The sequence below is a fragment of the Acidovorax delafieldii genome, from assembly GCF_007993815.1.
GTDB lineage: Bacteria > Pseudomonadota > Gammaproteobacteria > Burkholderiales > Burkholderiaceae_C > Acidovorax > Acidovorax delafieldii.
In genome coordinates this window covers 75,941-88,991 of the sequence record NZ_VJWE01000015.1, presented here as the reverse complement: position 1 = coordinate 88,991, position 13,051 = coordinate 75,941, and the positions used below count along the sequence as shown (strand labels likewise).

13 protein-coding genes are annotated in these 13,051 nt (G+C 67.3%); 7 read left to right on the top strand and 6 right to left on the bottom strand.

Annotation, left to right across the window (positions count from 1 at the left end):
- Nucleotides 1-23: 23 nt before the first annotated feature.
- The 3 genes from ATF69_RS16330 to ATF69_RS16320 form a co-directional block, all read right to left on the bottom strand.
- Nucleotides 24-671: a DsbA family oxidoreductase gene (locus tag ATF69_RS16330; protein ID WP_146871640.1), complete on the bottom strand. Its 648-nt coding sequence runs from the start codon at nt 669-671 to the stop codon at nt 24-26.
- A gap of 524 nt (nt 672-1,195) precedes the next feature.
- Nucleotides 1,196-2,704 carry an AMP-binding protein gene (locus tag ATF69_RS16325; protein ID WP_146871639.1) on the bottom strand — a complete coding sequence of 503 codons (1,509 nt, stop codon included), beginning with the start codon at nt 2,702-2,704 and terminating at the stop codon, nt 1,196-1,198.
- On the bottom strand, nt 2,701-3,867 hold the full coding sequence (locus ATF69_RS16320) for an acetyl-CoA acetyltransferase (RefSeq protein ID WP_146871638.1): 1,167 nt from the start codon (nt 3,865-3,867) through the stop codon (nt 2,701-2,703). Before ATF69_RS16320 ends, ATF69_RS16325 begins: the two co-directional genes overlap by 4 nt.
- 263 nt (nt 3,868-4,130) lie before the next feature.
- Here ATF69_RS16320 and ATF69_RS16315 point away from each other — a divergent pair, with 263 nt between their 5' ends.
- The 3 genes from ATF69_RS16315 (at nt 4,131) to ATF69_RS16305 (ending at nt 7,532) form a co-directional block, all read left to right on the top strand.
- A complete protein-coding gene (locus tag ATF69_RS16315; protein ID WP_146871637.1) occupies nt 4,131-5,105 on the top strand; it encodes a YcjF family protein in 975 nt (324 codons plus the stop codon).
- Nucleotides 5,106-5,308: 203 nt separating this feature from the next.
- Nucleotides 5,309-6,664: an SPOR domain-containing protein gene (locus ATF69_RS16310; RefSeq protein WP_146871636.1), complete on the top strand. Its 1,356-nt coding sequence runs from the start codon at nt 5,309-5,311 to the stop codon at nt 6,662-6,664.
- 115 nt (nt 6,665-6,779) lie between these two features.
- Entirely contained in the window at nt 6,780-7,532 is a 753-nt protein-coding gene (locus ATF69_RS16305; RefSeq protein ID WP_146871635.1) for an SGNH/GDSL hydrolase family protein, read from the top strand.
- Here ATF69_RS16305 and ATF69_RS16300 read toward each other — a convergent pair.
- On the bottom strand, nt 7,522-8,325 hold the full coding sequence (locus ATF69_RS16300; RefSeq protein WP_146871634.1) for an alpha/beta fold hydrolase: 804 nt from the start codon (nt 8,323-8,325) through the stop codon (nt 7,522-7,524). The genes ATF69_RS16305 and ATF69_RS16300 overlap by 11 nt on opposite strands.
- Before the next feature lies 1 nt (nt 8,326).
- Nucleotides 8,327-9,331, bottom strand: coding sequence for a M14 family zinc carboxypeptidase (locus ATF69_RS16295; protein ID WP_146871633.1), 1,005 nt, complete (start codon nt 9,329-9,331; stop codon nt 8,327-8,329).
- Nucleotides 9,332-9,519: 188 nt separating this feature from the next.
- Here ATF69_RS16295 and ATF69_RS23420 point away from each other — a divergent pair, with 188 nt between their 5' ends.
- From ATF69_RS23420 to ATF69_RS16285, 4 genes are all read left to right on the top strand, one after another.
- Nucleotides 9,520-9,651 carry a hypothetical protein gene (locus tag ATF69_RS23420; protein ID WP_255342784.1) on the top strand — a complete coding sequence of 44 codons (132 nt, stop codon included), beginning with the start codon at nt 9,520-9,522 and terminating at the stop codon, nt 9,649-9,651.
- Nucleotides 9,623-9,784: a hypothetical protein gene (locus tag ATF69_RS23165; protein WP_167514362.1), complete on the top strand. Its 162-nt coding sequence runs from the start codon at nt 9,623-9,625 to the stop codon at nt 9,782-9,784. Before ATF69_RS23420 ends, ATF69_RS23165 begins: the two co-directional genes overlap by 29 nt.
- 10 nt (nt 9,785-9,794) lie before the next feature.
- Nucleotides 9,795-10,436, top strand: coding sequence for a PAQR family membrane homeostasis protein TrhA (gene trhA, locus ATF69_RS16290; protein ID WP_146871632.1), 642 nt, complete (start codon nt 9,795-9,797; stop codon nt 10,434-10,436).
- A gap of 207 nt (nt 10,437-10,643) precedes the next feature.
- Nucleotides 10,644-11,120, top strand: a complete 477-nt coding sequence (locus ATF69_RS16285; RefSeq protein WP_146871631.1) for an HU family DNA-binding protein — start codon at nt 10,644-10,646, stop codon at nt 11,118-11,120.
- Nucleotides 11,121-11,242: 122 nt separating this feature from the next.
- Here ATF69_RS16285 and ATF69_RS16280 read toward each other — a convergent pair whose 3' ends face one another.
- Nucleotides 11,243-13,042, bottom strand: a complete 1,800-nt coding sequence (locus ATF69_RS16280; protein ID WP_146871630.1) for a feruloyl-CoA synthase — start codon at nt 13,040-13,042, stop codon at nt 11,243-11,245.
- Between the last annotated feature and the right edge of the window lie 9 nt (nt 13,043-13,051).

Sequence of the window (13,051 nt, the reverse complement as noted above, 5' to 3'; positions counted from 1 at the left end):
AGCAGCTATCAAATAAATAGCATCTAGCCCTGCGCGGCAATCTGCCGCAGCGCCTGCTCAAACACCTCCACCGGCTGCCCACCCTGGATCAGGTGGCGCTCGTTGACGATGATCGCGGGCACCGAATGGATGCCGTTTTGCAGATAGAACTGCTCGCGCTCGCGCACCTCGTCGGCGTAGCGGTCTGAGGCGAGCAGCGCACGCGCCTCGGCCACATCCAGCCCCAACTCCCCCGCCACGCGCACCAGCACCTCGTGGTTGCTCGGGTCCTGCCCGTCGGTGAAATACGCCGTGAACAGTGCCTTCTTCAGCGCGGGCTGCACGCCCTTCTCTTCGGCCCAGTGCAGCAGCCGGTGCGCATCAAAGGTGTTGTAGATGCGGCTGCGCTTGTCCATGCTGAAGGTAAACCCCAGCGCCGCACCGCGCGCCGCGATGGCATCGCGGTTCTTCTGGCTCTGCTCGGGCGTGGCGCCGTACTTTTCTTGCAGGTGCTCGCCAATGTCCTGACCCGCAGGACCCATCTGCGGGTTCAGCTCGAACGGCTGAAAGTGCAGGTCTAACGCGACCTCGCCCTGCAGCCGGTCCGCCGCCTGCTCCAGCGCCTTGAGGCCGATGATGCACCAGGGGCAGGAGACATCGGAGACAAAATCGATTTTGAGGGTGGTGGTCATGGGAGGGGTGTACTGATGAGAGATGGCGAATAGTAGGGCGGGTTTGAAAACCGCGATTGTGATGGGTGTACCGGAAACTCGTGCTCGCCTGGACGAGCGTGCTCTTGAGTCCTTCAAGACCTTGTCGGCATACCTATCGGCAAGCTGTCGCATGAGCTGCTTGACCCAATCTACGCAGAACATCCGGGCTAAATGCCGACAGGAATGCGGTATTGAGGCACGCAGCCCCGCCCGCCACTTTTCGTCACGGGTGCAACCCACGCGTCGATGCCTCTACCTACCTATGAAAGTGAGGAGCGCAGGACCTAGCAGAAAGGCTCCAAGCAGCAAGATGACTGGCACGCCAACAGCAAACCAGATCATCAGCCTCGACTCCCTCTTGAAATGATGGTTGACGCTCTTGCTCTTGTCAGAGGAGCTTCCTTCTTCGTTGGAATGATTCGGGTGATTCATGAAGTGCTTTCGCAGTGAATCTTATGACCGCTATCGGCCAAAGCCAATCGGCCCAGCAAGCCGCCACTTGCTCACATACGCCGCAGCTCCGTCTTCAACACCTTCCCATAGCTGTTCTTCGGCAGCGCCTCCACCCACCGGTATTCCTTGGGCCGCTTAAAGCGAGCAATGTGCTCCAGGCACAGCGTATCCAGCACGGCATCGGCCACCGCACCGCCCTCCCCCGCAACCAGGAAGGCGACCACCACCTCGCCCCATTCCGTATCGCGCTGGCCGATCACCGCGACCTCGCGCACCTGCGGGTGGAGCAGCAGCACCTCTTCGACCTCGCGCGGGTAGATGTTGCTGCCGCCGGAGATGATCACGTCCTTGGACCGGTCCTTGAGCGTGAGAAAACCGTCGGCATCCAGCGCGCCCATATCGCCGGTGTAGAGCCACCCGTCGCGCAGCGTCTGCGCGGTGGCGGTGGGGTTGTTCCAGTAGCCGGGCATCACGGTGTCGCCGCGCACCACCACCTCGCCGGTCTCGCCGGTGGGCACAGGCTGACCCATGGCATCGACCACACGCACTTCCACCAGCGACTGCGCCACGCCCACCGACACCATGCGCTCGGCCCAGCGCGGGTGGTCGCGGTCGGCCAGCTGGGCGCGCGACAGGGCGGTGATGGTCATGGGGCTTTCGCCCTGGCCGTAGATCTGTGCAAAGCGGTTGCCCATCACGGCCAGGGCGTTGCGCAAGTCGTCGGCGTACATGGGGCCGCCGCCGTAGACGATGGTCTTGAAGCCTGAGACGTCGGCACCCGTGGCACGCACATGGTCCACCAGGCGGTGCACCATGGTGGGCGCTGCAAACAGCGTAAGCTGGCCCACGCTGGCCGCGAGCTGCACCAGTTCGGCCGGCTCGAACCCGCCCGACAGCGGCACCACATGCCGCTCGCCGCGCAGCACCTGGGCGTAGTTGTAAAGCCCCGCGCCGTGCGACATGGGTGCGGCGTAGACCATGGCGTCGCCGGGCAGGATGTCGTCCACATCGGTGAAGTAGCAGGCCGTCATGGCCAGCAGGTTGCGGTGGGTCTGCATCACACCCTTGGGTCGGCCGGTGGTGCCTGAGGTGTAGAACAGCGAGGCCACGTGATGCGGCGCGCGGTCGCATACGTCCATGGGCGTGTGGGCGACTGCGGCGCGGTATGCGTCGGAGCCAAAGACCAGCACCGCGTCCTGCGGCGCCCCGGCCTCGCGCACGGCGGGTGCCAGCGCTTCAGAGGTCAGCACCACGCGCACGCCAGAGTCGGTCAGCACGTAGGCGAGTTCTTTGGCATGCAGCTTGTAGTTGACCGGCACCGACACCGCCCCTGCCCACAGGATGGCGTGCAGGGCTTCCAGGTATTCGGGTGCATTGGCGGCATAGATGGCCACGCGGTCGCCCGGGGCCACGCCACAGCGTGTGCGCAGATGGGCGGCCAGCGCAGCGGTGCGCGCGGCCAGCGTGCCGTAGCTCCACAGCATCTGGTCGCCATGCAGCAGCGCGGGCTGGTGGGCGTGCAGCAAGGCGCTGCGGCGCAGCAGGTGGGCGATGTTCATCGGGCGCGCTCCAGAATGCTCACGTAGTTGGCCACGGCCGATCCGCCCATGTTGAACACGCCCGCCAGCGTGGCGCCGGGCACCTGCAGGTCGCCCGCCTCGCCCAAGAGCTGCATGGCCGACACCACATGCATTGACACGCCCGTGGCGCCAATCGGGTGGCCCTTGGCCTTGAGCCCGCCCGACGCGTTGACGGGCAAGCGGCCGCTGCGCAGCACGGTGCCGTCTTCCAACAGGCGGTGGCCCTGGCCTGCGGGCGCCAGGCCCATGGCCTCGTACGTGAGCAGCTCGGCAATGGTGAAGCAGTCGTGCACCTCGGCCAACGACAGGTCGTGCACCGCGCACCCGGCCTGCTGCAGCGCCTGCTGCCAGGCGCGCCGGGGCCCTTCAAAGTCCACCACACGGCGGCGCGCCATGGGCAGGTAGTCGTTGACCTGCACCCGCGCCCGCAGGCGCACGGCGCGGGGGAAGTCGGCCATCGCATCATCGGCCGCCAGGATGACCGCCGCCGCGCCGTCAGACACCAGAGAGCAGTCCGTCTTGCGCAGGGGCGCGGCAATCATCGGGTTGCGGTCGGACACGGTGTTGCAGAACTCAAAGCCCAGGTCCTTGCGCATGTGGGCCCAGGGGTTGAGCGCGCCGTTGGCGTGGTTCTTGGCGGCGATGCGTGCCAGGGTGGCCGAATGGTCGCCATGCGCCGCGAAGTAGTCCTGCGCGATGGAGGCAAAAATGCCCGGAAAGCCACCGGGCGGACTGCCCGCCTCGCCGGAGTAGCCGCAGTCGCCCAGGATGCGCGTGGTCTCGGCGCCGGAGACAGCGGTCATCTTTTCAGCGCCGATGACAAGAGCAACCCGGGCGCGACCGGCTTCGATCGCATCACACGCGGCATAGAGGGCGGCCGAGCCCGACGCGCAGGCGTTCTCCAGCCGCGTGGCGGGCTTCCAGCGCAGGGCGTCGTCGCACTGCAGGGCCAGTGACGAGGCAAACACATCGGGCGTGAAGCCGCCGTTGAGGTTGCCCAGCCACACGCCATCCACCACCGTGCCGTCAATGCCCGCGTGCTGCAGGGCCTCTCGGCCCGCGCGCGTAATGAGGTCTTCAAGCCCCAGGCCGTCCAGCCGGCCAAACGGCAAATGTGCCCAACCCACGATCGCTACGCCCATGTCCATCCTCCGTTGATGCACGCCACGACGGCGCGATGGCAAGCACTGTAGGCAAGCGATGGCCCTCCGCACAGTCGCCGAACTACCCAAGGGAAAACCCGAAGTCACGGCGCCCCGCACAGCCCGCGCCATCAATCCCCCACACGCTGTGGCGTTGAAACCGCATTGCCTAGACTGCACCTAAGAACCTGTTCACAAGCCACCGCACAACACACTGCAAGCAGTGTGCACCCCCTCCCACCCCTTTTTTCTGCACGACGACCATGACCCTGGACCAGCAAAAATCCATCCTTACCATCGCCCTTCTGGCAGCGTTTGCCGATGGCAACAAGGACGATGCCGAACGCGAAGAGATCCGCCGCATTGCCCAGTCGCTCGCGGGCGACGGGGGCGTGGCCGACCTGCCGCGCATCTACCAGGACGTGCTGCTGCAGCGCACCAGCGTGCAGGCCGCCGTGCAGGGTCTGAGCGAGCCCATGCACCGCCAGCTGGCCTACGAGATGGCTGTCTGCGTGTGCGATGTGGACGGCCGTCAGACCGCGGCGGAGCGCGAGTTTCTGACCCGACTCAAGGCGGCCCTGCAGCTGGGCGACCCGCAGACGGCAGCGTTTGACCAGCAAGCCGATGCGCTGGTGGACGTGGCCGAAAAGGCCGTGCCGATGGCGGTGCCGGTGGCCACTGCTGCGGCAGCGCCTCTGGCCGCAGCAGTCGGTGCAGGTGCCTCGGACGCAGAGCTGGACAAATCCATCCTGAACTATGCGCTGCTCAATGGCGCGCTGGAGCTGCTGCCGCAGTCATGGGCGTCGATGGCCATCATCCCGCTGCAGGTGAAGATGGTCTACGGCATCGGCAAGGCCCACGGGATGGAGCTGGACCAGGGCCACATCAAGGAGTTCATCGCCGCTGCCGGCGTGGGCATGACGTCGCAGTACCTGGAGCAGTTTGGCCGCAAGCTGCTGGGCGGCCTGCTGGGCAAGGTGGCGGGCCGCACCATCGGCGGGCTGGGCGGCGCTGCCACAGGCATGGCGTTTTCGTTTGCCACCACCTACGCGCTGGGGCAGGTGGCCAAGCGCTATTACGCAGGGGGCCGGGTCATGAGCACGGCCATGCTGCGCGAGACCTTTCAGGGCCTGCTCACGCCCGCCAAGCAGCTGCAAACGCAGTACTTGCCACAAATTCAGCAGAAGGCAGCGACGCTGGACGCGGGCCAGATCATGGCCCTGGTACGGGGCAAATAGCGAACGCTATCTAATTGATAGCTGCTTGCGCATATTCGACTAGCGCTTGCAGCCGATTTGACTCAAAACCCGCCCCACAGGCACGTAGTGGCCTGCTCGGACGCACCGCAGCGCGCCACCACGCTGCGCGCACCCGTTGCCGCCGCGCAGCACCTTGCGATTCGGCAGGTAACACACCGCCCGGTGCATGACAGAATCCGACCATGCTCGACCACACGGATCCTGTCGCCTCCATCATCCCGGCCATGTCGCTCGATTTGCCGTCCGACAATGCCATGGCGGCCATGTCGCGGCTGGCCCTGGGGCCCGTGAACACGGACTATTACCTGAAGGTGTTCGAGCGCTTTGACGACACGGGCCGCACGACCACCACCTGGAATTGGGCCGCCTGCCTGTGCACCCTGAACTGGATGCTGTTTCGCCAGCTATGGGGCGCCGCGCTGGTCTATGTGGCGGCAGCCGAGGGGCTGGCACTGATCGTGTTTGGCGTGGGCCGTTCGTTTTTGCACTGGCCCGTGGGCATCGAACTCGGGGTGCTGGGCGCCTTTGCGGTGCTGGCCTTTGCCGTGCCGGGGCTGTACGGCAACGCCATCCTGTACGCCGACATCCGCAAGCGCATTGCGCGCGCGCTGGCCGCGTCGCGCACCGTGCCGGAAGCCTGCGCGCTGCTCGAAAAGCAGGCCAGCTCGCGCAAGCGGCTGCAGGTGCTGGTGCTCGCAAACGTGGTGCTGGGCCTGGCCGCACTGATCGCCTACCTGGCGCTGTCGCCGTCGGACGTGAAGCCCCTGGCGCTCGAACCCGCCGTCACGGTGGCGCAGGCCACGGCAGCGGCCCAGGCGGCATCTGCCACCAAGCCCGTGGGTGCCTTGCCGGTGCCGGAGACCGAAGGGGCCACCACGCCGCCAACGCCTGCCCCTGAAGTGGCAACAGAACCACCGCCAGCGCCACTGCCAGCGACCACACCCGCGCCCCAGGCTCCTGCTGCAGCAGCAGCCCCCAAGCCTGCGCTTGCGCCTGCACCTGTGGCGTCGGCACCTTTGGCTGTCGCGCCCGCTCCTGCCGCCACTGCCGTTCAAAAAACGGCCGAGCCTCCAGCTCCAGCACTGTCCGCATCGGCCACGGCCGCCCCTCCAGCCGCCAAAGCGTCCACACCCAAGCCAGCCACGCCAGCCGCATCGACCCGCGCACCGACGCCTGCGGCCAGCGCCACCGCTACCGCCCCTGCACGCCGTGATGCCGCCAGCCGCGCAGCAGCCCCCACCAAGCCCAAGACACCGGCGGCAGCAGCGTCCTCCACCGCCGACACCGCGCTGCCCACGGTGGGCACTGCCCCGGGCTACTACATCAACGTGGGCCTGTTCGCCGAAGAAGCCAACGCCCGCAAGACGCAGGCGCGCTTGCTCAACGAAGGCCTGCCCGCGTTTCGCCAGGAGCTGAACAATTCCAAGGGTCGCCGCATCCGCGTGCGGGTGGGGCCTTACGCCACCCGCGCCCAGGCCGATGCCGCAGCCGAGGCGATCCGGGCGATGGCGTTGGACGCCGTCGTCTTCAAGCAGTAGCACCCCCTGGACGCGGGGCGTAGCACTGTCCTACGCACGTGAATGCCCGACGCCGACGCAGGGTCGCCGAGTCTGCAGGTACGCTGAGCCCAGAGCAACTTTGGGCGCATGCACCATGACGCGAAACACCTCCCCGCACCACAACGCCACCCGCCGGTGGGCCACCCTGGCCGCGGTGGCTGCGGGCGCACTGCTGCTGACGGGCTGTGCCCCTTGGCGCATGTGGACGGCCGCCGACCTGGCCCGCGATGCACGCCCCTACACCGCTCAGCCCCCGCAGCCGACGCGGCGTGTGCTGGTGGTGGGAGACAGCACCGCCGTGGGCACCGGTGCCAGCACCGCAGCAGACAGCCTGCCAGGGCGCATCGGCCAGGACCATCCCCAATGGCGCATCGACAACCTGGCGGCCAACGGCGCCAAATTTGGCGATGTGGTGCAGCAACTGGAGCGCGCTGGCGGCGGCTACGACCTGGTAATGGTGCTGGCGGGTGGCAATGACGTTATCCGCTTCACCCCCGAGGACACGCTGCGCCATCAGGTCCAGCAGGCGGTGGCGCTGGCACGCCAGAAGGGGCAGCAGGTGGTGCTGATGCCTTGTGGCAATGTGGGCCACGCGCCCTTTTTTGTGCCGCCCCTGTCATGGGCCATGTCGCGCCGGTCCGAGGCGCTGCATGCCCTGGCGCGGGAGGCAGCCAGCGCGCAGCAGGTGCACTACGTGCGCTTGCTCAAGCCGCGCGACCAGGACCCGTTCGTGACCCGCAGCCAGGAACTGAACGCCGCTGACGGCCTGCACCCCAGCAGCGCGGGCTATGCGGAGTGGTACCGCGAGCTGGTGGCACAGGGTGCGTTGAACAGCCTCACGCCGTAGCCCCCGTTAACCCGTCCGTTGACTCGCTACGGGACAGCCACTGCAGCACGGCATCGATGACCCACTGCGGGTCATCCAGCGGCAGGTCGTGTCCCGCCCACGGATGCGACTGCAGCGGCAGCCCCCAGGCCTGCGCAATGGCCTGCGAGCATTGGCGGGACACCAGGTGGTCCTTCTCGCTGCCCAGCAGCAGCACACGGTCCACCGGTGCGGCTGCCGGCGCGCGGTACCGCGCGGCCGCCACCAGCTGGCGCAGGGCATTGTGGGCCGACACCGGCCGTTGCCTGCGCACCGCGGCCCACTGCGCCAACACGCCGGTGGCAGCGGATGGCGCGCTGCGGCTGGTGATCTGCCACACCACCTGCTCGGCGGCCTCGGCAGATCGCCACCGCCACGCCAGCCGCAGCAGCGGCGCGATGTTGTGCAGCTGCAGGCGGTGCCAGAACGGGCTGAACGGGCGCAGGCTGGTGTTGATGAGCACGCAGCCCGCCACCTCATGGGGCGCCACGCGCGCCCATTCGGTCGCCACCATCGCCCCCAGCGACATGGCCAGCAAGTGGTAGGGCGGCGCCACGGCACGCTGCGCCAGCTCTGCACGGCAGGCTTGCACCATGCCCTGCACCGACAGGGGCGACACCAGGCCATGGAACTCGCCATTGCCTGGCAGATCGAGCGCCAGCACCTGGTCGCCTGGCACCGCTTGCGCAAAGCGCTCGCCAAAGGCGCCCCAGTGCGCGGCCTCGCGCGTCAGCCCGCGCAGCAAGATCCATTGGCGTGGTGGGCGCACTGGCATCTCAGTACCACGCAGCCAGAGCATCGGCCCGGCGCTGCGCACGCTGATCGGGCGCCGGCACCCAGCGTGCGTGGCTGCAGGCCGCGCGCGACAGAAAGTCCAGCAGCGACAGGTGCCGCCGCAGCACCCGCTGCTGCCGGTGGTTGATGAGCGGATTGAAGATGCCGTTGCGCGAGAACAGCTGGCGCGGGTTCTTCTTGATCCACAGCCAAGAGCCCATCTCCAGCGTGAGGGGCAGGAAGGTGTGTGCGGGCACATCGCGGCAGGCCTGCAGGTACAGGTGGTCCCACAGATCGCCATGGGCGAGGTACTGCGCGCTTTGCGGCTCGATGATGTACTGGTGGTTGCTGTGCGCCTGCAGAAAGATGTCTTGCAGCGCATGCAGCTCGGCCAGGTGCAGAATGGGCCGGCGGGTGTGGGCAAACGGGAACCACAGCCGGTCCTTGACCCCAAAGCCCGAGTGGCAGTCCAGCGCAATGCTGAAGGGCCGCGCCAGCAGCTGCTGCGCCACCACGTCGCACAGCGCCTGGCTCTCGGCCTCCATGGGCTCGCCCAGCCTGCCCCGGTACCAGGGCAGGCCCGCGCTCACGCGCTGCCCGCCAATGCCCCAGGGCACCGGGTCCACCGCGTCGACGGGCGCATTGCGCATCAGGTCCACCCCGCGCGGATTGGCGCGCGTGGCAGACCACATGCCGCCGGGGTTGACGATGGGCATGAAGACCAGGCGCACACGCTCCAGCTGCTGGTGCAAGGTGGTGTCCCACTGCAGCCGCATGACCACGTTTTGCAGGTAGGCAATGACCACCTCGGCACCAATGCGCTCCAGCCCATGCACGCCGCCAAAGAATCCGACGGCGGGCACGTCCAGCGCCGGGTTGCCCAACCCAATGGCATAGATGGGAAATTGCGTGCCCGATGCCACAGACACCTGCTGGACGACCTGCACCTGCAGATGGGGCGCCCCCAGGTCCAGGATTTTTTCCAGCGCCGCAAGCTCGGGCAGCATGTTCAATGGGTGGGGGTAAGTCGGTGTGTGGAGCACGCCAGAGCGCGTGCCAGGCAGTGAGGATAGCGCCCGGGGCCCAGCACGAACAGCGCTGCGGCCAACCTGTGGGGTTTGCGCGAACCGACGCGAAACCGTCACACAAGGGCGCTACCTTGCCTGCAGTCACCACCCTTTGGAAGAGGCGCAACATGCTCTGGAAATTGTTCGGACTGCAGCGGCTGCTCGATGAGCTGTTCGATGAACGCGGGTGGCTGAGCCTGGACCTGCCCCGCACCACCGGCTGGGACCACGATGATGTACCCGCCATCGCGCAAGACTGAGGCCTACCGCTGGGCCATGGGCTGGGCGATGCTGGCCTGTGCACTGGCCTGGGGCGTGGTGGAGTTTCTGGCCCTGCAGCGCGCGCGCTGGCAGCTGTGGCGCGAGCGGCTGCACACGCCTGCCCATCACTAGCAAGATCGCCATGAGCGACCGGCCGCAGGACCTGCACGAAGAGGTGGCCAACAGTGCGCTGCACGGTGCTGCGCTGGTGGGCGCCTGCCTTGCCGTGCCACAACTGCTGCAATCAGCCCCCGCCGCGCATCCCGCAGCCATAGGGGGTGTGCTGGTGTTTGTGGCCACCATGGCGCTGCTGTATGGCGCGTCCACCCTGTACCACGCGCTGCCGCCGGGGCGGGCCAAGCAATGGGCGCTGCGGCTGGACCATGCGGCGATTCACCTGTTCATTGCGGGCAGCTTCACCCCGTTTGCGTTGAGTGCGCCGGGCAACACGCACCATGTCACCGCCCTGGCCCTCGTCTGGCTCGCGGCCCTGGCGGGCTGCTGGCTGCAGCTGCGCACAAGGCGCACTGCGCCCTGGCTGTCCACGGCCTTGTATGTGGCGATGGGCTGGGTGGCGCTGCTGGCGGCCTTGCCCCTGATGGCCCATGTGCCCACCGTGAGTGCGGCCTGGCTGGTCATCGGCGGGGCCGCGTACACGGCCGGTGTGGTGTTTTTTGTGATGGACGCCGTAGTGCGCTACGCCCACGCCGTGTGGCATGGCTGTGTCATCGCAGGCACGGGCTGTCATGTGATCGCGGTGCTGGGCCTGCAGACGGCAGCTTAGCCACGCAGACAACAAGGGGGCGCAAAGCGCGCTCCTGCACCGACCTCGCGGGCCCTGCGCAAGCAGTTGGCACCGCACCCATGCGACGGCTGCAAACACCTGCGGCACGCAGGCCCTATCGCGTCTGGCGTTATCGCACCTAAAATCACGCAGGTCCTCGCCCGCAGAGGCAGGGCCCATCGTCATTCCAATCAACGAAAAAACATCATGGCAACTGCAAAGAAAACTCCCGCTCCCGCAAAGAAGGTGGCCGTCAAGGCCGCAGCACCCGACGCCAAGAAGGTAGCACCTGCAGCCAAAAAGGCGGCTCCAGCCGCCAAGAAAGCAGCCGCTCCCGCCGCCAAGCCCGTGGCCGCTGCTGCCGCCCTGAAGCCCATCAAGGCTGCTTTCAACAAGACCACGCTGGTCGCCCATCTGGCCGAACAGTCGGGTGTGGAGCCCAAGGCTGCCAAGGCCGTGCTGGCTGCGCTGGAAGCCGCCATCCTGGGCTCGGTGCACAAGAAGGGCTCTGGCGAGTTCACGCTGCCTGGCGTGCTCAAGATTGGCCTGCAGCAAGTGCCTGCCAAGAAAAAGCGTTTTGGCAAGGACCCGTTCACGGGTGAAGAGCGCTGGTTCCCCGCCAAGCCCGCCTCGGTCAAGATCAAGACCCGCGCCCTGAAGAAGCTCAAGGACGCAACCGCCTGATGCACCCAGCGCCGCAAGGCGCCTGCTTCAGCACCGGGGGCCGCGAGGCCCCTTTTTTCTTTTGGGGGAACCCGCAAGGGTGCGCGACGACGCCTCCCCTACACGCCCTGGGCCCCGCGCAATCAGGCCCTGATGACCCCTGGCGCTGCAGGATGGGCGTACAACGCCTGCACCGCCGCCGCGCGGCGTGACAGCACCGCCCCCTGGTTGATGTAGCCCTTGTCAGTGATCTCCCCGGCGTCTGCATCAGGCGCCATGTCCATCACCATGGCCCGTGTGGGGCATTGCGAAGACCCAGCGCCCGCATCCCGGCGCGCGCGCATCACGGCCTGCAATGCCTGCTCCAGCCGCGCAGCGTCGGCCGCACCGGCCGCAGACGGAAACACCAGCATGCCCACCTCATCGCGGTCATGCCCGGTGAGCACGATGTCTTGCACCAGCGGCGCCAGTTGCGACACCAGCTCCACCCGCAACGTGCCCACCGACACCCAGCTGCCGCTGGACAGCTTGAAATCCTCCGCCACGCGCCCGTTGAAGACCACGCCTTTGTCTGGCTGCTCCGCGTCCACCAGATAGCCCGCGTCGCCGATGCGGTAGAACCCCTCGTGATCGAACGCTGCCGCCGTTTCGCGCGGCGCATTGCGGTAGCCTGCAAACACCGACACGCCACGAACCCGCATCTCCAGCTTGCTGCCGTTGGGCACCAGCTTCAGCTCCAGCCCTGGCAAGGGTGCACCAATGCAGCCCGCGCCCTCCAGGTGCCAGTGCGCGGTGGTGACAGCGGGCGCTGTCTCTGTGGATCCCCACGATGTCGTGAGCCACAGCGGCTGGGCGGGGCGCACGCGCCGCGCAACGGCCTGCAGGCGCTGCCAGGTCGATGGAGCCAGCGCCGCCGCCGCATAGAAGGCCAGCCGCATGCGCGCCAGCACGTTAGCGGCCAGGCCGTCGTCGGCCTCCAGGAACGGCAGCAGCATGTCAAAGCCCCGAGGCACATTGAACAGCATGGTGGGCTGCACCTCGCGCAGGTTGCGCACCGTCTTGTCGATGAGCCCCGGCATCGGCCGCCCCTCGTCGATGTAGAGCGTGCCGCCGTGGCACAGCACCATGTTGAGGTTGTGGTTGCCGCCAAAGGTATGGCTCCAGGGCAGCCAGTCCACCAGCACTGGCTTTTCGTGCTCCAGAAAGCGCCACGCCTGGGCCATCATCTGCTGGTTGGCGCAGAGCATGCGGTGGGTGTTGATGACCACCTTGGGCCGACCGGTGGAGCCGGAGGTGAGCAGGTATTTGGCATGGTCATCGGGCAGCAGCGCCTGCATGGCCTGCTGCACCTGGGGCGTTTCCTGCCCAGCGAGCAGATGCTCCCAGGGCAGCGCACCCGGACACGTGGAGGCGTTGCGGCTGAACACACGCACGGCATCGCTGTCCCAGCCGTGCAGGGCTGCCGCATAGACGCTGGCATCGGACGCATAGACCAGGCTGGGCTCCAGCACCGACAACATGCTGTGCAGGCGGCTGGGGTCCTGGGAGCGCGCATACGCGCTCGACAGCGAACAGGGGGTGATGCCCACATGCATGGCCGCCAGCATGAGCACCGCATGGTCCACCGCGTTGTCGGACAGGATGGCAATGGGCCGCCCGGCTGGTAACCGCAGGTCCAGCAGCGACTGTGCCACGGCGCCCACCTGGCGGCGCAGCTGGGCATAGGTCAGGCTGCGCCAGCCTTCTGCACCGTCGCCGCGCTCGGCCAGCGCCAGAGCATCTGGCGTCTCTCGCGCCCAGAGTTCGAGCCATTCCCCTACGCAGCGGGCATAGGGTTGCAGCGCCATGGGAGAGCGCAGCGTGAAAGAACCATCGTCAAACTGGGTGCGCACAGCGCGCGCAGGGGCAATCTGGCGCTCGTCATCAAGAAAGGCTGGGTACATGGTGGGTTC